The sequence below is a fragment of the Spiroplasma endosymbiont of Amphimallon solstitiale genome (assembly GCF_964030965.1).
In the GTDB taxonomy this organism is placed as follows: Bacteria; Bacillota_I; Bacilli_A; order Mycoplasmatales; family VBWQ01; genus Spiroplasma_E.
The window spans coordinates 1579065-1599317 of the sequence record NZ_OZ034999.1 but is presented as its reverse complement, the minus strand read 5'-3'; the positions used below and the strand labels follow the sequence as shown (position 1 = coordinate 1599317).

Below are 20253 nucleotides of genomic sequence, written 5' to 3'. Positions count from 1 at the left end.
CATCCATACTTTTCTACATAATTAAAAAATTCTTCTATATTTTTAATATTAGGAATGATTAAATTTCTTTCATGAATAGACTTACAATTATTAATTCTGCCCCTAGTTTCTTTTTGTTTGTGAGGTTTATTTTTTCCTTTTTTCAATAAGTTATTTTCATCAAAACCCATTTGATTTGTTTTAAACATGTTATATAAAGTTTTTGTTGAAATACTTTTTATTTTATTTTCCTTTAAAAAATTAGCAATTATATCAAGAGCATAATTTTTAGTAATTAACAAATGATTAATAGTATTAATTTCTATTAAAGTTAAAATTATTAATTTTCTACCTGCATTTTGTTTATTTTTTTGAATTTTATTCAATATTTCTAATGGCAATAAGTTTTGATTTAATAATCTACAAACTCTATGTACAGTTGATTTACTATAATCAATGGCTTTTGCTATTTTACGAATCGAAAATCCATAACTTTTATATTCTTTTATTGCTATTATTGATTCAATAGTCAGATACTTATACATTGTGCTAATTCCTTTCTTTTCTTAATTATAGAATTAACACAATTTAATTTTTATATAAGTGTCCTTTTTAATTTTACAATTCAGGTTTTCAATCATTATTATAGCGCTATTACGATCTGTTTTTTCTGCTGTGGTTATGTAAATTGCATGTGGTAAACCTTGAGAATCAACAACAATATGACGTTTTATGCCTGAAATCTTTTTACCAGCATCATAACCTTTATTTTCAGTAGTATCTGTATTTTTAACACTTTGCGAATCAATTATACAAAAACTAGTTTGTTCTTTGCGATTATTATTGATACGAACTTTTTTAACTAATTTTTTTTAAAATTAATTGCAATACACTAGGTTCTTTACCATTATTTTTACTTCAAATTTGAAAATAATAATATACAGTTTGTCATTTTGGAAAATTTTTTGGTAGCATTCTTCATTGACAACCACTTTTTAATACATATAAAATTGCACAAAATACTTCATATAAATCTAAACTTCTTGGTTTTGTTTTCTTTTTGCTATTTTCTAAAATTGATTTTATGTTCTCAAATTGTTCTTTGGTGACATGACTTGGATAATTTTTATGCATATATACCTCTTATTTTAAAATATATAATCATTTTACATTATTTTCGAAAAGATTCTAAACAGGTTCTAAGAAAAAAAATAATCATGTTTCTCATTTTTTTAATTTTAATTCAAGTAGATCATGAGATTTTGTAACTTCATATTTAGTAAGTAGTGTTGTTGTTTTAGTAATATTAGTAAAAACAGCATTGAAAAAAAAAAAAAAATTGCCATTTTTTAATGTTTCTAATCCTCATTTAAATATAGAATTAACCTTTAATTTTGTAGAAAAGTAATGATACATGATAAAGTGTTATTTTTAGAGAATTTTTACACTAAATAATGTTACTTTTAACAAATTTTTAATTAAAAATAATATTTTAAGTGTAAATTGATGAATAATTTTTGGTCATCCATACTTTTCTACATAATTAAAAGAATTAACTGGTCGTATAGAAAAATAAGTGATTGTATTTGCTAATATAATATTTGGTTTAGTAAAATATTTAATTCAATCACTTATTTTAAAGTTTTCTTGTATAGCATTTGCTATTGCACCTGTCATTATAGAATGTGCCATTAGTCATGTTACTGATTCTAAAAATAAATCAAATAATGAATAATTTATTCTTTCTTTTCATTCTAAAGTATCTAAATTTGATTTTTTTAATTTATTTAAATTATCAATCACTTTGTTTGCCGAAGATGTTAATTCTTTTATTATAGTATTATCAATAGGCTTCTTTAAGCAATTAAAGTCACTAATTTTTTCAACTTCTTTTTTAAAATTTGGATGATATTCAAAATCTGTAGGTTTTGGAACATTATTAAGTTTTTTTTTAATTATGTAGAAAAGTATGGATGACCAAAAATTATTCATCAATTTACACTTAAAATATTATTTTTAATTAAAAATTTGTTAAAAGTAACATTATTTAGTGTAAAAATTCTCTAAAAATAACACTTTATCATGTATCATTACTTTTCTACAAAATTAAAGAGTTTTTTTATTAAATTATTAATACGTTTTATTCGTGACATATTATTTTTTAATTTTACTTCATTTTCTTCATATAAAAGGGTTAAAAATTCATGTTTATATTTTTTAAATGGTTCAATAGGAATTTTTTTAATTTTAAAATCATTTATTGGATTACTTTTTTGACTTTGGATTATATTTAAAATTGTATTTCTTGATCAATCAGCAATTGCTGAGGTAAAAAATGTCGTTAAAATAGTATCAATGAATGTTGTGAAATAGTTTTGTTTATTTTGAAATATTCCATAAAAATAATCTTCTAATGTATATTCTTGCTCATCAAAAATATATGTAGAAATTATTCTTTGTGCATTTTTTCCAGTAAATGCAATATAAACTAGTAGTAATCCTAACAATAAATTAGGTAATGTTTCTTTAATTTTGGCACTTATTGAAATATTACTAGACGAAGTAGGATTATCAATAAGTTTTTGCATATATGTTAAATACTGATATAACTTTAATAAATTATCATAATTAATATTAGTACTTAATTCTTGATTAAATGAGGTAATATTTTTTATAAGTGTATCTATATTATTAATAGTCTTTAGTAGCGTTTTCTAAAAAATAATATTTTAGATTTGAGTTTTGGCTTCCTTTAACTTTGATAGGAGAAGAATCTAAAAGTTTATTATTCTTTAGGTCATCTGATAATTTGTCAATGTTTTCATATTTTTTAACGTGTTTATATAATTTATTATTTTTAATTAAAAATATTTCAAAAATAATTTGACTATTTGGAAAGGCAGTTCTTTTAGTTCAACATTTAAAATAATTTTTGTTTTTGTCATAAATTGTCATATACGATTCATAAAAATAAGTGAATCAAGTTCATTAGATTTATTTCTAATTTCAGTTTTATATTCTAATTCTCCTTTATTATTTTTTCATTTCTTTGTTTTTCCACCAAAGCGATTATTATTTTCTGTTAATTTTATTTTTTTTAAATTTATCATTTTTACTCCTTTTTAATTATAAAAGTTTTATTTAATATATTAATTTGTTATTAACAACAGTAGTTATATATTTTAAAAAGGATCATATTACAAGATCCTCAAAAGCAGTAGTATTAATTTTTTTGAATTAGTTTTACTATAACAATTTATAAGTATTTTAAAATCATATCCAAAAAATTACTGTTTATAAGTAAAGTTTTTAGTTGTGTTATTAATTTTTCCCCAATAACTTCTTAGATATATAATAAGAAGTAATTAAATTCTAAAGTTTTTAAAATAAAATACAATAAAAATTATTTTTAATTAATTTTATTTTTATAAATAAAAATAAACACTATTAAATGTTTTAATATTTTTTTAATTCTTTGATTATTTTTGATTTTAGTAAAATTATGATAAGATATTTTTATATTTATATTAGTTTTTTGCTTTTAAATTTTTTTTATTAATAAAATAAATAAAAGGGTTTTGGTCTTTAAAAAAAACTGGTGTAAATAAAAACAATTATTTAGAAAATCAATATCAAAATAATTAGAGATAAATTGTTTTTTAACTTTTTACTAGCAAATAATGAAATATTCATATTTAAAAATAAATAAATGCAGTATTAGTTGGATTGTTAATCTTAAGGAATTAAAAAAATTAACGTATAATTAAACTATCAATAATATAATATTATTTAAGGTTTCTTAAATTATTTTTTGTTTTTAGGAGGAACTATGAAAATTGCTTTTGATGTAATGGGTTCAGACCATGGTAGTTTGCCCGCTATTGCTGCAGCGTTAGAAGTTATTAAAGAATTCAAAAATGTTGAAATTTGTTTAGTTGGTGATGAAAAACAAATTAATGGAAACTTGCAGATTTTATTAAAAAATAAGCCATTATCATCAAGAATAACAATACTAGCAACAACCCAAGTAATAACTATGAATGATGGTCCACTCGCTGGTATTAGAATGACTGATTCTTCTATGAATCAAGCCATTCAGTTAGTTAAAAATAAAAAAGCAGATGGGATTCTAACTTCGGGTTCAACTGCTGCCTATCTTGGTGCTTGTCATTTTTTATTAGGCGAAATCAAAGGCATTAAACGTCCGGCATTCATGCCAATTATGCCTACTTTAATAAAAGATCGACAAGTAGTATTATTGGATGTTGGAGCAAATATTGAAAACACTGTTGATGAATTAATTAATTTTGCATTAATGGGTCATATTTATTGTCAAACTATTCAAAATATTTCACGTCCTAAAATTGGTTTATTAAATATTGGTATTGAAGAAAGCAAAGGTCCAGAAGTAACTAAAGCAACATATGCTAAACTAAAACAATTAACGCAAAAAAATGAAAAGTTAAGTTTTTTAAATTTTCACGGTAATATTGAACCACGAAATGTTTTAAGTGGTGATGTTGATATTATTATTTGTGATGGTTATTCAGGTAATATTGTTTTAAAATCAGTTGAAGGCATGGCATCATTATTATTTACATTAATTAAAAATGGTTATAAAAAAAATTTATGAACTAAATTTTTAGGTTTAATGTCAATTGGTATTTTTAAAAATATTAAAAAGACTTTTGATTATAAGAATACAGGTGGTTCTCAATTAATAGGTATTAATGGCATTGCTTTTAAAGCACATGGATCTAGTGATAAAAAATCTTATTATAGTACTTTAAAACTTTTAATTCGTGCTATTGAGCAAGATGTTACTAATAAAATAGCTAAACAAATTCAAAAATTATAATTTATAAATAAGTATTAAGGAGAAAAATATGATTAATATTGAACATATTTTAAAATCGAGTATTTTAGAAAAAATTAAATCTAATCGTAATTATCGTGAAGCGTTTACTCATCGTTCTTTTTCAAACGAACATAATTTAGATTATTCATATGAGCGATTAGAATTTTTGGGTGATTCGATTTTAGGGGAAAATATTTCAACTTACATTTGACACTTATTTCCAAATAAAGATGAGGGACAATTAACAAGTTTACGTAGTAAAGCAGTTAGACAAGAAACATTGGCGGCAGTGGCAATTGCTTTAGGATTACAAGATTATTTATTTTTGGGAAATGGTGAAAAAAATACAGGTGGGCAACAACGCGAAAGTATTTTATCAGATGTTTTTGAATCATTTCTTGCTGCGGTATATCTTGATTTAGGAAATAGTGCAGTGAAAAAAATCTTAGACTTAACCTTATTTGAATTAATTAAAACTAATCAGTTAGAAACAATTATTGATTATAAAACTAAATTACAAGAATTAGTACAGGCAGAAAAAAGAGATCCTATTAATTATAAAACTATGGAACAAATTAAAAAAGATAATATTACTTATTTTATTGTTCATGTGTATTTAGATAATAAAATACTAATGGGGAAAGGAGTAGGAACAAATAAAAAGAAAGCTGAGCAAGAAGCAGCAAAGTCAGCTTTAGCAAAACTGTCAAAATCTAATTTATTAATAAGTGATCATAAGAAGGGATAAACATGTTTAAATTATTACGTAATTATATTCGTGAACAAAAAAACAATTTATTACAAATGTTTGGTTTAGGTTTTTTAGTAATGATTATGATTATTGCCTTTTTATCATTAAATTTTTCTAATAATTATTTATTTGAACAATATGTTAACGATATTGCTCATAATGAATTTAACCAATATACATTTTTTTCACCAATGGAATATGTTAATTTTGATGGAAAATATAATGAAAAAGATAAAGCTGGTTCTTATTTAAATAATATTAATTATTATCAAAAAGATAATATTATTGATAAAGAAAAGATGGCAAAAGCTACTTTTCAGTTAACAATACCAGATGCTACTAGACCTGATATATATCGTTTTACTTTTTATGGTGGGGACGCTAATAGTAAAGAATATTTTGCTATTGGTAATAGTCTTTTTAATGATACTAGTCATAATTATATTGATTTTAAAATTAATATTCCTATTAATTATCCATCTTATGATACTCATAAAGCAAGGATAGAACAATATGCTAATATTCTAAATCAATATCTATATGATCCATTACATCCAGAAAATGCAACAAATTTTATGATTACTAGTGAAGCTGCTTTACAGTTTTATAATGATAATTTTAAGGGACAATTGTCATATGCTAATCGAAACTATAGTGAAATAGATATTAAAAATGAAGCTAAGTTATATGAAATAATGTCAATGGGAATGTTATATAAAGATATTGAATGACAACATGCTGTTATGGTCCATGATTTATTAATTACTAGTAAAAATTTTGATTTTATTGAAACAGGACCCGAATATATTGTTAATAAAGCAATTATTGTCAAAGATGGTGGCCCAAGTTTAACAGAAAAACCATTACAAGATAATGAAATTTTAATTTACAAACATTTTGCTGAACTAAATAATTTACATATTGGTCAAAATTATGTAATTGCTGGACAAACGTTTATTATTCGTGGTTATGCTACAAGCTCATTAGCAGCATTTGTTGGTCGTTATTTTGGTAATTCACTTGATTTAAAAAATAATACTGTCGCTTTTACTAATGGTAATACGATGCGCAAAGTTGAATCTGATTTAAAGGCATTTAGTAGTAATATTGATGATTTTTTTTTAGGTATTAATCCTGACTTGGCTAAAAATATTGATTCACAAATAAATAATGAATGAATTTATAATTATCTTCATGAAACTTATAAAACACCTACTGATATAGCAAGTACAAAATATTATAATAATGGTATTGATTATAATAAAATAGTTTCACCTTTAAATATCAATAATCCTAGATTTTATACTAGTATGCAAGAATGAACTTTTAGTTCCATTAATAATAGAATTAATGTTATTGAAGAGATTTCTAGTTTATTTTTAATTTTGATTTTTATTGTGACTACTATTATTATTTTTATTATTACTTTTAAAATGATTGATCGTAATAAAAAATTAATTGGAATTTTAAAAGCAACAGGATATAAAAGTTGACAGTTAAGTATATCATTAGTAATTTCAATTATTGCTCCTTTAATTATTTTTGCTATTATTGGTGTTTTAATTTCGATTCCAGTTGCGCATTATTTAATTTATATTACTAATATTAGTACTGTTGCCTTAATTAGTTATGGTTGGTACTTTAATATTGTTACCGCTATTTTATTACTTGTTATTCCAATCATTAGTTTAACTTTCATTAGTTTTTTAATGGTATTATTCTTATTAAGAAATAAACCCTTAGATTTAATTACTAATAATATTTCAAAACAAAAATATAAAATAAATATTAGTTCAACTTTTACTTTTATTGCAAGATATGTGATTGGTAGATTTAGTTATCGTAATAAGTTGGCCGTTACTACTTCACTACGTAGTTTTGGTAAAACATTAATTATGTGTTTTACTAGTATTTTTGCTGCAACATTAGTATTCTTTGCGCTTGCTGCTAGTGGTTTAGTTAATAATATGTTAGGTTCACAATTTGTGGGAACTAATTTTAATTATCAAAATGGTTATCAATTTGATGATAATATTAAAACTAACTTTATTAATAACGAAAATAAATTAATGTATCAATTTAATAGTGTTGATAATATTAAAAGTAAAATTTCATTATATCCAGAATTATTAGCGGCAATTAAACGATTTGATCCTCTTAATCCTAATAAATCAATTATGATTAATGTTCAAAATCGTTATATTATGGGTAGTGAATTATTAAAAATAAAACAGTGAATTGCTGCTAATCCATCAAAGATTCCACCAATAATTAAGGATTTCTTAGAAAAAAATAAAATATTATTTAATTATTTAACCAATAATAATGGTAAAAACAATACTGATTTATTGATAAGTTTTGGTTTAATTCCTTATGATGAACAGTATGAAGTACCATACACACAATTAGAACTTGATAAGGCTAATCTGTTACTTCCTAATCAGCGTGGTGCTGTTTTTGATAATGATACACAAACCTTATCAAAAGAATCTTTTAAAAATTGAAGTGCACCAAGAACTGCTTATGGTATTGATGATAGTTTAAGTGATTTTTTATCTCTAAATTTTAGTATAAGTGATTTCTCTACTTTTAGTAAATTAAATTTAGCTGATATGGAAGTTTCTAATAATTGGCAAGATAAACAATTTATTAATATTCGTAATCATTTAATTCAAAAATTAGGAATTAAAAATCCAGATAGTAGTGCTGTTCAATTTATTCCAATGGCTACTTCTGCTTTACCTTCGGTTGTCAATGTTTATAATGGTGGAGAACAACTTAATAATAGTGTTATTTATAGGTATAAAGGATTAGATAATCAAATAAAATATATAATTGGTATTGCTTATGATTATATTAATAAATTAGATCCAAAAATAATAGTAATGCCCAAACTTTGACTTAATGAGATTTTATTTGGTAGTAAAAGTGATTTATTAGAAAATAATTTTGCTAATAGTAAATTAAGCAAATTTACTGATAATGAGTTTAAACATTACTTACCAATTATTAGTAATAAAAATGATTATAATATTGATTTAGCACAAATTTCACACTCAGGATATTTGGAAAGTAAAGGTATTAGTACTTCATTATCATCGGTGTATGATATTAGTAATTTACGTACTATTATGAAGAATAATCAATATAGTTTACAAATAATCATTTCATTTTTTGGTATTTTTAGTGTTATATTATCATTAATGATTATTGTTATTGTTACTAATATTAGTGTTCGTGATAATTTAATATTAATTAATATTTTACGAAATTTAGGTTATACTGCATTAGAAGTTTCTTATAATTTCTTTCTGGTAATAATACCGGCATTGGTAATGAGTAGTTTGGTTGCTGTTTTTATTGTTCCTTCTTTAGTAATGGTACTTTCTAATTTATTAGCAACTTTTGCAAAAATCGCATTTCCTATTGTTTTTCGTTGATGATATTTTGCATTGATGATTAGTATAAATATTTTAATTTATTTAGTCTCATACATTATTACTTGAAAGTTAAACGTTAATAATAAACAATTAATGACATTAACAAAATAATATATAATCTGGTTTGTTGCTTAAAATAAAAAATTACACATTAAAATGTTTTAATTTTAAAAAATATTTTTAAATTGATAAAATTAATTTGAAGTATTAACTGAGGTTAGTGGAATATGGTAAAAATATTTTTCAATTATTTGCGTGAACAAAGAAAAAATATTATTCAAGTTTTAGGATTAGGCTTTTTAGTTATGATTATGATTATAACTTTTTTAAGCATTCAATTTTCTGATCAATATGTAGAAAATCAATATTTAAATGATATTAGTCAAAATACTAATTTTTAAGAATTAAATGAATTACCACTTGAAAAAAATAGTTTTGAAAAAGAATATAATTATTATAAAACACATTTAGGATTATGATTGGAAAATATGTCATATTATAAACAAGATGATAGTATTGATACTTTTAAATTAAATCATGCGACTTTTCAAATTGTTTTAATTAATGGTAATACCGATACTTATCGTTTTATTTTTAATGGTAGTAGTGATTTAAGTGATTCTCATGTTAATAATTATTTACAAATTGGAAATAATATATCTACTAAATATCATCATGATTATGTTGATTTTAAACTATTAGTTCCTAATGATTATCATCAAGGTTATAACTCTTCTGAACAATATAAAATGCAATGCGTAATTTAATTAATAGTTATGTTTATGATGGAAAGACAAATATTAATCAAGTAAACTATTTTATTTTAAATGATAAAGCATTAAAAATTTATCAAGATGATATTTTTATGATAAAATATCATACGCTAATCATGAATATAATAAAATTGATATTTCTTTGCAATCACAACTATATTTTTTAATTATTAATGGCATGTTATTTCAAAATATTGAATGAAATCAGTATACTTTAGTTAATGATTTATTAATGACCGGTAAATCTTTTCTCTTTACACAAACAGTTCCTAAAAATATTATTGATCCACCAATTTTAGTAGGTAATTATAAACAAAGTTTGGAAGAGTTACCATTACAAGATAATGAAATTTTAATTTATGAACAATTTGCTAATAATAATAATTTAAAAATTGGTGATAAGTACAATATTGTTAATCGTACTTTTACTGTTAGAGGATTTGTTACTAGTCGAAATAGTGCTTTTATTGCCAATAATATTAGTGGATTGATGGATCAAAAAAATAAAACCGTTGCTTTTGTTAATAGTAATACAATGGTTAACATCAATAATGATTTTAAGGGTTTTATTGAAAAAAATAAACAAAAAAATAGTTTTAATCCGGTTTATCCTGAACGTAGTTTAAATCCATGATTATATAATATATTACATAATCAATTAGCATATGGTCATCATTATCAAAATCTTACTAATGGTATAAATTTTGCTAATGTTGCTAGTATTTTAACAAATGATGATTATTTATGAAGACCTTATAATGAAAATGCTATTTTTTTCTTAAATGAACGAATTAATTTAACACAAAATGTTGGTATAATATTTTGGACGGCTAACAAAAATGCGGAATAATTTTATCAATAGTGTCTTTATTATCATTTAGACGAGAATAAATTAAGACTTTTGTTATGTAATTGTAAATTAATAGTACTACTTAGTAAAAATAATTTCAACTAAAATACATTTATAAAAATTATGTTTTAAAAATTAATAAATTTGATATTATTTTTACATGACAAAAAAAACATAATTTTGATGCAACTAGTTGTTATTTATTTAATATTTAGATTTAAAAAGAGGTATTCAAAATGAAAAAAATTAAAATATTACAGATGATAACTGTAATATTATTTGCATTTGTAATTTTAATTACAGTTATAGGTTTATATTTAATTTGATTTAGTAATTTTCATAAACATAGCGATAAATATTCTAGTGGATTTGGAGCATTAAAACATTTTGGTATAAGTTTTATATTATTTCATTCTCCAAATTCTATTTGTAATATAACAAATCATCCAGAAAATTATCATGCTTGAGTACAATTACAAACGGGAATTATTTTTTGTATAATTATAAGTCCGATCTTACTATATATAACAATTTTATTTATAACATTTATTTTGATTTTTAAAATAAAAATAAAAAATAATAACTTTTGAGATTCAATACAAAATTGTGAAATAATCAATAATTATTATGTTCATTAAAATTATGTTTTTAAATTTATTTGATTACACTTAAATGTAGCCATTTTGATATAAATATTAATGTTATATGTTCTATTGCCAAGCATTTCTTTTAAAATATGTCAAATATTACTTTCACCAAAAGTACCAATATTTCATTTTGCAGATTGATTAATAATTCCCTGTTTATTATTTTTAAAATACTGTTTTTTTAATTTTTTATGATTATCTAATTCTTTGTATAAATAATTAATTAACTTATTATATTGACCATTTTCAATGAAATTTTTACAAGTATCATATTCTTGTCAATATTTACCTTTATTTCCAGCAAGTATACCAAGATATAATGTTCTAATTAAGTGAAATTTATCTAGAACAAATTGTGCATCTAAATAATTTGCAACTTCTTTAATTCAGCCTGCACTATCCCCACAAATAATGATTTTGGCTTGGTCAAAATTTTCAAAAAATCTTTTTCCCTGTTCTAAAAGAAATTCAGCAGTTTTCTTAACTCCAATTGCTGTTTTATTTGGTCTGATAATAACATTCACTCTTTTATTAACTAATTTGTGATTAATATTATCCGTATAAAATGCTACTAAACGCATTGAATATTTGTTAATTTTACGTTTAAATTCTCAAAACTTTCGATGACCATCATCAATACTAATATAAATGGGTTGATTTTTTTCCAATTTAATTTTTTCTACATTTTCATTAAAAACTTTATGTTTTTCAAAAATTCTATGAATATCCATTGTAGTTAAACCAGCATCTTTTAAAATATCGCAAATATCTTTGTATCTTTTTCCATCAGCAAAATATTCAATAACAATTTGTTCTATGTCTTCTCCAATTCTTTTATATTTTGGTAATTCTAACTCTTCATCAACTAAACAAATACGTACTCATTTTTGTAATTCTGTGTTATAATATTCATAAATACGTCGTTTATAAATCACCATACCATATTTTGTCTTTCTTTTTCTTTCTTTATAATCAACAATTTTATATTTATTTTTATCTCTTGTTTTTAAAAATTTTCTATCTAATTTTTCTCATTTTTGCTTTATATGTGCTAATACTAATTGACTAATATTAGCGTATTCTTTTTGATAAATTCATTTGTATTTTGCACTCATGTTTAATTTTCCTTTCTAAATTGGATTTGTTAATAGTTTAAGTTTAATTTTTTTAAAAAATAAGGAGTAAATATGGCTTTTATTACTAGTTATGCACAATTAAATAAAAAATATAATCTTAATTTTAGTGATAATAATTATGGTTTTAGTTGAGATATTTTTAAAAAATTTATTGGTGATGAATGAGCAGAATTTTTTTTTAATTATGTAGAAAAGTATGGATGACCAAAAATTATTCATCAATTTACACTTAAAATATTATTTTTAATTAAAAATTTGTTAAAAGTAACATTATTTAGTGTAAAAATTCTCTAAAAATAACACTTTATCATGTATCATTACTTTTCTACAAAATTAAAGGAATTTTTTACAACTAATTGTTTTTATAGGTTTGTACCAACAGCACGTGGAACAAGAAAAACTTGAAACTGTTTAGCATTTGATTTATTTATATGCTGTAATTTTAGTGATAGTAGTGTTCAAGAAGTAAGACGTTATGAAAATACCCACAGTGAAACTACTATTGGTGCTTTAATGAATGTTTGTCAAGTTTTGCTAGATGAATATGATATTAATTTATTACCTAATAATCCACATGGAATTAAATGAAAAATTACTAAAGATGGAGGATGTATTATTTTTCCTAATAATCAGCAAATTGATTTTATTGGTTATGCTAATGGTAATAAGATTTTTGGGAAAGAAGCAGGTGGTTCAAGTTTTTTAGGTTCAAGAACAGATGAAATAATAATGGCCGAAGAAAAAGAAACACTAACAGAAAAGCAATTAACATATAGATATGAAAGATTACAAAATTCTATGTTTAGAAGTAATCGTATTAAAGTGTCAAATGAACCAATTAAAGAATGAAGTTGAACATTTAATGATAAAAATATATATAGTCCTACTTTTGGTAAAAATATTACTCGTTATTTTTATAAAAGTTTCTTTATTACTTTTACATGTAATCCTTATGACAAATATCATCCATTTTATTTAAAATACTGTACACCATTTTTACCATTAAATGATAAAGTAATGGATAATCTTAAAAAAGTTGGTAAAGTTTACTATGAAAATAAAGATATGTTTAGTGGGTTGGGTTTATTTGTTTTAAGATTTACTATTCAACCGTTTTGAAATAAATTACCGGACATTCAAAAAAGAACATTATTAGAAATGAAAAAAAGCAATCCTGATGAATTTAATACTGTTTTTTATGGTTTTGAATTTTTAGATAGTGATGCAACAATTTTTCCATTTCAAAAAACCGTAAAATATTGACAATCATATGATTTAAAACAATTTTATAATCAAGAAAAAGATATGTATAAATTTGATTTTTATTCAGTTGGTGTTGATTGAGCAACTGGACATAAAGACCATACAGTATTTATGGTTATTGGTTTTAAAGAATATAATAATACTGGTTATTATGATGCTTATATTATTTGTGAATTAGTAGTTACACCAAATGATTTTATAAATGAAAATGAAAAAATTAATGCTTATGTTAATGAAATTTTAGGATTAATGGATAATTTTGAAAATTTTGAACAAGCAATTTATTTTTATGATGATAAAGCAAGAACGGCAATGGATTGATTAAATCAAAAATTAATTGATGAACATAATACTATTTTAATAACACAAACTGCTATTAAACATGCTTCTAATTTAAATCAAGAAGCAGGATTAACTAATAGAGTAGTTTGAATGAGAAATATTATGAGTTATGGAAACTTTTATGCAAATAAAGATGATTTACCAAAGACTACTCAATGTTTAGAAGAATTACGTTACGATGAAACAAAAACTAACATTCCTAACAAGAATATGTATCAAGACCCGTATGATGCTTTGTTTTATGCATTATATCCATATAAAAATGTAATTAGGGGTAAAAATAATGCTACTGTGAAAAAAAGCATCTTCACATTTGCTATATAATAAGCAAATTCAATACAATTAATAGTATAGGTCTCATAAAATAAACGCCTTGAATTTAGGCGTTATTTTTAGTTTAAAAGAATACTTGTAAAAATAATGAAAAATAGTACAATTTTAAAGTAAAATTAAGACATAAGGAGTAATTTAATATGAGTCAATTTGAAAAACATAAAATAGAACAATCTATTACAGATTTTAAGAAAAATATAGAAAATACTCATACAGAAATATCTTTTTTAGAAAAGAAAAAAAATCAAGAATTTAATAATATATCTTTAAAAGACACATCTTTTGATTTTACTGATTGAAATAAAAAAATAAATTCTAAAATTAAATACCACGAATCTGTAATAGATTATTTTAATGAAAAAATATATCAAAGTAATGAATTATTATTAATATTAAATACTAAAAAAGCACCAGTTTTTTCAAAAAAAGTCATAAATAGTATTGATAATAAAATGGAAAAATCTTTTAATTATGTAGAAAAGTATGGATGACCAAAAATTATTCATCAATTTACACTTAAAATATTATTTTTAATTAAAAATTTGTTAAAAGTAACATTATTTAGTGTAAAAATTCTCTAAAAATAACACTTTATCATGTATCATTACTTTTCTACAAAATTAAAGGAAAAATCTAAACCAATTAATATTGCAAAAGGTAAAAAAATAAAACCATAAATTATTGTAGAAAGGAAAATAAAATGAAAACATGAATAAAAACAAATTTAAGTAAAATAACATTAGCGTTAGCACTAACTGGTGCAGTAAGTGGAATAACGGGTTTAATAATTGGTTCAATAGCACATCATAAAACAAATGATTTACAATATTATTTAGATTATAATAAACAAGCAATTTGAGGAAGTTCAATAATATGAGAAACAAATGTGGGGGGGCACATAAAATAGGTTTGTATTTTGATACTATAAAACATCATTCTGATGATATAAAATGAGATGGTATATATCCTGATGGATATTTTAATAAATAATCTAAATTTCTAAATTAATATAAGAAATGTTTTCGTTATATTTATCAAATAAAGTAACATTAGGTAAATTAATTTCTTCTTTATTGGTTATTAAAATTAAATTATAATTACCAGCACCAAATATTCCACTAATTTCAATCCGATTTAAATTATTAATCGGATTTTCAATTTTTAATTCAAATTCATTATCATTATCAATTTGTGATATTTCTTTATAAAATTCTAATTTAGAAAATAATTGCGATTTATTTGAACCATATAAATTTAAAGCATTTTCAATTTTGATTTTTCCAATAATTGCTCTTGTAAAGTATTTCCCATATTCACCATTACCTAATGTTCAATCAGCAGGAATTAATGATGGTATATTATTACTTTCCAACTCATTTGTTATAGATAATCAATTAAATTGGTTATCATCTAGTTTAAATAATTCATTTTGACTAATGTCATTATTTTTTAATTTAATGTTATTAATATCTGTAAAGTCAAAATATTCAGATTTTAATATTACTTTTACATCTTTAAATTCTCAAACATCAGTTGGATTTGTATGAATTGGATTTGATTTTAATTCAAAATAATACGGCAATAACAATTTATAATCATCATTTAAACCTTTATTAATTGAAATAGTAGAATAAATATACTTTGAAAGCATATTTATTATTTTTTTTAAAATTTGTACTTGTTGTAATTTTACATAATTTGGATAATCTAATTCTCATTGTTTAAATAAATTTGTAATAACTTCTTCTGGTTTTTGTCCTTCAAATTTAGCACGTAATTCTGCTATTTTTGTAGTTAATTTGTCTGGTGTAAAACCATCAAAATTTCTATTATAAGTATATGTATAAGTTAGCATATCTAATAATACTTTTTGTAAACTATCAATTGGTGGTTTATCATTTATTTCAATTTCTACATCTTTAAAATTTTTTGATAATTCAATGACAATACTTCTACTTGGATAAGGCGGATTAGGGTCTTGGTGGCTATATAAAATATACTCTTGATTTTCTACCATTAAAAAATCAGGTAAATTGCTTGGTATTGGGTTTGCGCCATCATATTTACCAATATTAGTACTTGTAACTCTTGCATTATTAAAAATTTCTTTTCTTGTTTCTCTACCACCACCAATAGCAATTAAATCTAAAACTGATTTTTCTTGTTCGATAAATTGTTTTGCTAAATTTCAAGGTAAAATTTGTTCACTAAATCATTGTTGTAATATTCTAACTTTTGGTTGAGTTTCAATAGGCATGGATAAAAGCGGAAATGCTATCTTATCTTTAACGAATAATTTAGGGTATACTTCCATATTGTCAACTTCACCAAGTACCTTTATATTACCAAAAATCATGCTTCTAGGGGCTTTAATTTTTAAACCAGTTACTTTGGTATCTTTATCTAATGGTTTTTGTAATTTAATAATAATGGGATAACCATCTCTTGTTTTAAAATCTTTAATTTTAATTATAGTAATACTTTTAGTACTTCTTGTTTTTGGATTTTGATAAGGTTGTGAATAATTATTAATGATATATAAATTATCAATATTATTTTCAGTTAATGGTTCATTAATAGAAACTGCATATAATTTAAATTGGTTTAATAAATTTATTTCTTGAAATATTAAATTTTTAATATCAGTCATACTATATTCAATAGTATTATCATTAATATTTGTGCTAGCTCTTTGATTTAATTGCATAGTAAAGTCTGATGTTTCAACAGCAGTAGTTTTTAATACTTTATCAATATCAATAAAACCTATTTTGATAGTATTTGCTGAAAATCTTAAACTATTATTTTCATTATTTTTAAATAAACGTTCAATTTCATAAATATAAATTGTTCTTTTTTTAAATTCATCATATGCTCTATTAATATCGGGGTCACTAGTAGAACCCATCATATTAGTAAAATCATAAGGAATATTATCAATTAAATAATCATTTTCTGCTTCTGCTTGATTAAGTTTAGTTTGTTTCTGTGGAAACTTCGTTTGTGGTTTGTTGTCTTTGCTGTCCATTATTATCTCCTATTAATTGATTATTTTCGGGGTTAAATAATTTTAATTTAACTGTTAAATTATTAATTTCTTGTTCATCATTAATATTAAATGTTTTACTATTTAATAAATCTTTATCTACGCTTACTAATATTTGAATAAATTTAAGAATATCAATATTAAATTGTCATAATTTTTGTTCAATATAATTAATAGTTGAAATATTTACTGCTGTACTTTCGGGAACTGATTGTTGTGCAGATTTCTTTTGACTTGGTATATGAATACCACAACGTTTAAATATTTCATTAACATTTCAATCGTATATATCAGTTAAATTTTTACCTTTAAAATTACTACTTGTCATATTAATATTTTCGTTTTGTTCGTTATTATCTCCGCCACTTTTAAATATGTAGTTTTTAGTAACCAAAGTTCTTACTGCTTGTTCTAATGTTGATTGAACATTACCATAAGTTTGATTAAAAATAAATTTAGGTGAGTTTAAAATAGTATCTAAAACAATTTGTTCATAAATAACATCTAATGCTTTAATTTTATCCATTACTTTATCACAATCTGCTAATTCATTTGCTTTATTTCTCATAATTGCTATTGGAATATAATTAATATTTAATGTTTGTTCTTGTTCTAAATTGGGATTATTAATATACGTTTTAAAATCTAATGGCAGTTGTTTTTTATTATCATTAATACTATAAATTGCACGATTAATAGTTACTTGTTGATTATTTAGTTTATAAATTTCAAATAATCTTACTGTTTGTGAATTTTGTTCATAACTATCATAAAAAATAGTACATTGAATTAATTTACCGGTAATATCATAAACTCTTTGTTGTATATCAACTACTTGAAAATATAAATCATCATTAGCAATAAAAATTAAATAACCACTAATTCCTAATTTACTTAACTTAAAAATCGAATTTCAATTTTTTCTGTAAAACTCTTGTTGAATTAAATACTGTTTAATAGTTTCATTATTTATTTCTAATGGAGCATTATATAAATTAGCATTATTTTCTGCTACAAAATCAGTAAAATAAGTTTCATGATTAAAATCATTAAAACCAAAATAACTTAAAATAGAAGCATGTGTACTCTTATCTTTTAAAAAAGTTAATTTAGGTTTTTCTTGATTATTAATACCTTTATCTTTTCTTAAAAACCTACCTAACATAATATTCACCACCTTTTTTTAAAATATTTGATTAATTTTTAATACAATTTTTATAATAATAAATATAATTAAACCAGCAACTGCAGAAGATAATAACACTCCAATTAAACTTAAAATAATTTTTATAATTTTTCAAATCATAATTTTATTCCTGTAATTCTTGTAATTTTCAAAAATTACCATCATTTGAATTATTTTTTCATGATATTTTATGTTGATTAATTACTATTACTAAATGTGAAAGATTTGTATCCTTTCAATGAGGTAAATTAATTCATAAATCATTAAAACTACTTCCATCAGTATAAATTCAATAAAATTCACTTATTAAACAAGGATATTTACCAATTAAACCAGTACTTCGTTTATTATTAACATCATAAAATATTCTATAATGTGTATTGGTTTTCAATTCATAAACAATTGTTTCTCTATCTTGTGATATTGCTACATTTTTTCAATTTGAACCACTTGATTGTTTATCTTTTATTTCATTAATAGCACCAGCAACAGTTTTATTTTCAGTTTCTAAATTAGGAATTTCTTGACTTACAGCATTTATTTGAAATGCAATCGGAAATTGTGATTTTACATCTTCTAATTTTTTATCTAAAGTTCGTAAATTAATAGCATCTTGTGGTTGTGTAGGGTCTGCTATATCAACAATTCTAGTATTATTTGAAGTAATAATTCTTTTTTCTTTAGGTTGAATAATATTAGGTGAATTAGGGTCTATTTCTCATAATGATTCACCACTACCATCAGTAGCACTGATTTTATTATTTTCATCAATCTTAATATTTTCACCAGCAATTAATTTATCTTGTTTTTTATCTAATAAATTATTAGTTTCTATTTTTGTGTAATAATCGCGTTCAGTACCTTCTTCTGCTATAAATTCAGTTGGTGTATCTATTCCTTGATATTGATATATTTCTTCTATATCGCCAATTAAATCAATTTTTCCACGTTCAGGATAAGAACTACCACTACCACTAAATTCTTTCTTTTTATTGTTATAGTAAATCATTCCGGTATTTAAAATTATTTTATTTTGGATTTGTTCATTATAAATTATGGAATCAACATTTAACAATTCAAATTCATTAAAAACATTATTTAAATAAATTTTAATTACTTTATAAAATTTCATAAAGTTATTTTCTGTTGAATATTGATAACTGATTTTAATAAAATATCATTTAAATATTTCTATATTATTATTTTCAACTTTTTTTCATAAGGGACTAGTTTCAATATTAAATCAATTATTTTTAATATCATTAATATTTTCGTTTGCTTTAATTAATTCACTATTTAATTTTGTTATATTGTTTTCATTTGTAGTAATTCTTTTTTGTTGTTTAGCAGAAAAATCAGCTGTTGCAGCATGAGTAAAATCACCAATTTGTGGATTATTTTGTAATGCTTCGGGTGGTAATGTACCAATTTCATTAGGTCAATTTAAAATCATAGTTTCAGTTTCTTTATCATATTCTGTTGCTACATATCCTTTATTGATAAAATTAGTTACAGCACCACGAAAAACTTCATGTTCGTTTTCCTCAACAACGTCATCATATAGTTTAATTTGTTTTGATAACCTGAATTGTAAAATTAAAAAGGACACTTATATAAAAATTAAATTGTGTTAATTCTATAATTAAGAA

19 protein-coding genes and 3 pseudogenes are annotated in these 20253 nt (G+C 22.4%); 12 read left to right on the top strand and 10 right to left on the bottom strand.

Annotated features, from left to right (window positions below):
• Positions 1–35 precede the first annotated feature (35 nt).
• The 4 genes and pseudogenes from AAHH39_RS10010 to AAHH39_RS09995 all read right to left on the bottom strand — a co-directional run.
• A pseudogene (locus AAHH39_RS10010) lies at positions 36–524 on the bottom strand (helix-turn-helix domain-containing protein); the annotation flags it as partial.
• A 102-nt stretch (positions 525–626) separates the two neighbouring features.
• A pseudogene (locus tag AAHH39_RS10005) lies at positions 627–1113 on the bottom strand (IS5 family transposase); the annotation flags it as partial.
• Positions 1114–1167: 54 nt separating this feature from the next.
• Positions 1168–1395 (bottom strand): hypothetical protein, encoded by a 228-nt coding sequence (locus tag AAHH39_RS10000; RefSeq protein WP_342217970.1) that lies wholly within the window; start codon positions 1393–1395, stop codon positions 1168–1170.
• 15 nt (positions 1396–1410) lie between these two features.
• A complete protein-coding gene (locus AAHH39_RS09995) occupies positions 1411–1971 on the bottom strand; it encodes a hypothetical protein (protein ID WP_342217969.1) in 561 nt (186 codons plus the stop codon).
• Here AAHH39_RS09995 and AAHH39_RS13490 point away from each other — a divergent pair.
• Positions 1930–2046, top strand: a pseudogene (locus tag AAHH39_RS13490) (IS30 family transposase); the annotation flags it as partial. The gene AAHH39_RS09995 and the pseudogene AAHH39_RS13490 overlap by 42 nt on opposite strands.
• Before the next feature lie 23 nt (positions 2047–2069).
• Here AAHH39_RS13490 and AAHH39_RS09990 read toward each other — a convergent pair.
• Both AAHH39_RS09990 and AAHH39_RS09985 read right to left on the bottom strand, forming a co-directional pair.
• Positions 2070–2567 carry a hypothetical protein gene (locus AAHH39_RS09990; RefSeq protein WP_342217968.1) on the bottom strand — a complete coding sequence of 166 codons (498 nt, stop codon included), beginning with the start codon at positions 2565–2567 and terminating at the stop codon, positions 2070–2072.
• Positions 2568–2840: 273 nt separating this feature from the next.
• Entirely contained in the window at positions 2841–3089 is a 249-nt protein-coding gene (locus AAHH39_RS09985; protein ID WP_342217967.1) for a hypothetical protein, read from the bottom strand.
• 719 nt (positions 3090–3808) lie between these two features.
• On the opposite strand from AAHH39_RS09985, the gene plsX reads away from it, so the two are divergent.
• The 7 genes from plsX (at position 3809) to AAHH39_RS09950 (ending at position 11289) form a co-directional block, all read left to right on the top strand.
• The gene (gene plsX / locus AAHH39_RS09980) at positions 3809–4837 is read left to right on the top strand and encodes a phosphate acyltransferase PlsX (RefSeq protein ID WP_342217966.1); all 1029 of its coding nucleotides are present in this window, start codon (positions 3809–3811) and stop codon (positions 4835–4837) included.
• Between the two features lie 28 nt (positions 4838–4865).
• A complete protein-coding gene (rnc, locus tag AAHH39_RS09975; RefSeq protein ID WP_174481262.1) occupies positions 4866–5585 on the top strand; it encodes a ribonuclease III in 720 nt (239 codons plus the stop codon).
• A 2-nt stretch (positions 5586–5587) separates the two neighbouring features.
• On the top strand, positions 5588–9139 hold the full coding sequence (locus tag AAHH39_RS09970) for an ABC transporter permease (RefSeq protein ID WP_342217965.1): 3552 nt from the start codon (positions 5588–5590) through the stop codon (positions 9137–9139).
• 116 nt (positions 9140–9255) lie between these two features.
• A complete protein-coding gene (locus AAHH39_RS09965; RefSeq protein WP_342217964.1) occupies positions 9256–9429 on the top strand; it encodes a hypothetical protein in 174 nt (57 codons plus the stop codon).
• A gap of 87 nt (positions 9430–9516) precedes the next feature.
• On the top strand, positions 9517–9795 hold the full coding sequence (locus AAHH39_RS09960; RefSeq protein ID WP_342217963.1) for a hypothetical protein: 279 nt from the start codon (positions 9517–9519) through the stop codon (positions 9793–9795).
• Between the two features lie 148 nt (positions 9796–9943).
• A complete protein-coding gene (locus tag AAHH39_RS09955; RefSeq protein ID WP_342217962.1) occupies positions 9944–10651 on the top strand; it encodes a hypothetical protein in 708 nt (235 codons plus the stop codon).
• Between the two features lie 236 nt (positions 10652–10887).
• Positions 10888–11289, top strand: a complete 402-nt coding sequence (locus tag AAHH39_RS09950; protein WP_342217961.1) for a hypothetical protein — start codon at positions 10888–10890, stop codon at positions 11287–11289.
• A gap of 2 nt (positions 11290–11291) precedes the next feature.
• Here AAHH39_RS09950 and AAHH39_RS09945 read toward each other — a convergent pair whose 3' ends face one another.
• Complete coding sequence (locus AAHH39_RS09945; protein WP_342217960.1) at positions 11292–12413, bottom strand: Mbov_0401 family ICE element transposase-like protein; 1122 nt, start codon at positions 12411–12413, stop codon at positions 11292–11294.
• A 72-nt stretch (positions 12414–12485) separates the two neighbouring features.
• Between AAHH39_RS09945 and AAHH39_RS09940 the strand changes: the two genes are divergently transcribed.
• The 4 genes from AAHH39_RS09940 to AAHH39_RS09925 all read left to right on the top strand — a co-directional run bounded on the left by AAHH39_RS09940 (position 12486) and on the right by AAHH39_RS09925 (position 15279).
• Positions 12486–12728: a hypothetical protein gene (locus tag AAHH39_RS09940; protein WP_342217959.1), complete on the top strand. Its 243-nt coding sequence runs from the start codon at positions 12486–12488 to the stop codon at positions 12726–12728.
• Between the two features lie 15 nt (positions 12729–12743).
• Positions 12744–14363, top strand: a complete 1620-nt coding sequence (locus AAHH39_RS09935; RefSeq protein WP_342217958.1) for a hypothetical protein — start codon at positions 12744–12746, stop codon at positions 14361–14363.
• A gap of 149 nt (positions 14364–14512) precedes the next feature.
• Entirely contained in the window at positions 14513–14953 is a 441-nt protein-coding gene (locus AAHH39_RS09930; RefSeq protein ID WP_342217957.1) for a hypothetical protein, read from the top strand.
• A gap of 119 nt (positions 14954–15072) precedes the next feature.
• A complete protein-coding gene (locus AAHH39_RS09925) occupies positions 15073–15279 on the top strand; it encodes a hypothetical protein (RefSeq protein WP_342217956.1) in 207 nt (68 codons plus the stop codon).
• A gap of 84 nt (positions 15280–15363) precedes the next feature.
• Here AAHH39_RS09925 and AAHH39_RS09920 read toward each other — a convergent pair whose 3' ends face one another.
• The 3 genes from AAHH39_RS09920 to AAHH39_RS09910 form a co-directional block, all read right to left on the bottom strand.
• Positions 15364–17400 (bottom strand): hypothetical protein, encoded by a 2037-nt coding sequence (locus tag AAHH39_RS09920; protein WP_342217955.1) that lies wholly within the window; start codon positions 17398–17400, stop codon positions 15364–15366.
• A complete protein-coding gene (locus tag AAHH39_RS09915) occupies positions 17348–18583 on the bottom strand; it encodes a hypothetical protein (protein ID WP_342217954.1) in 1236 nt (411 codons plus the stop codon). Before AAHH39_RS09915 ends, AAHH39_RS09920 begins: the two co-directional genes overlap by 53 nt.
• A 145-nt stretch (positions 18584–18728) precedes the next feature.
• Positions 18729–20213, bottom strand: a complete 1485-nt coding sequence (locus AAHH39_RS09910) for a hypothetical protein (RefSeq protein ID WP_342217953.1) — start codon at positions 20211–20213, stop codon at positions 18729–18731.
• Positions 20214–20253: the final 40 nt, after the last annotated feature.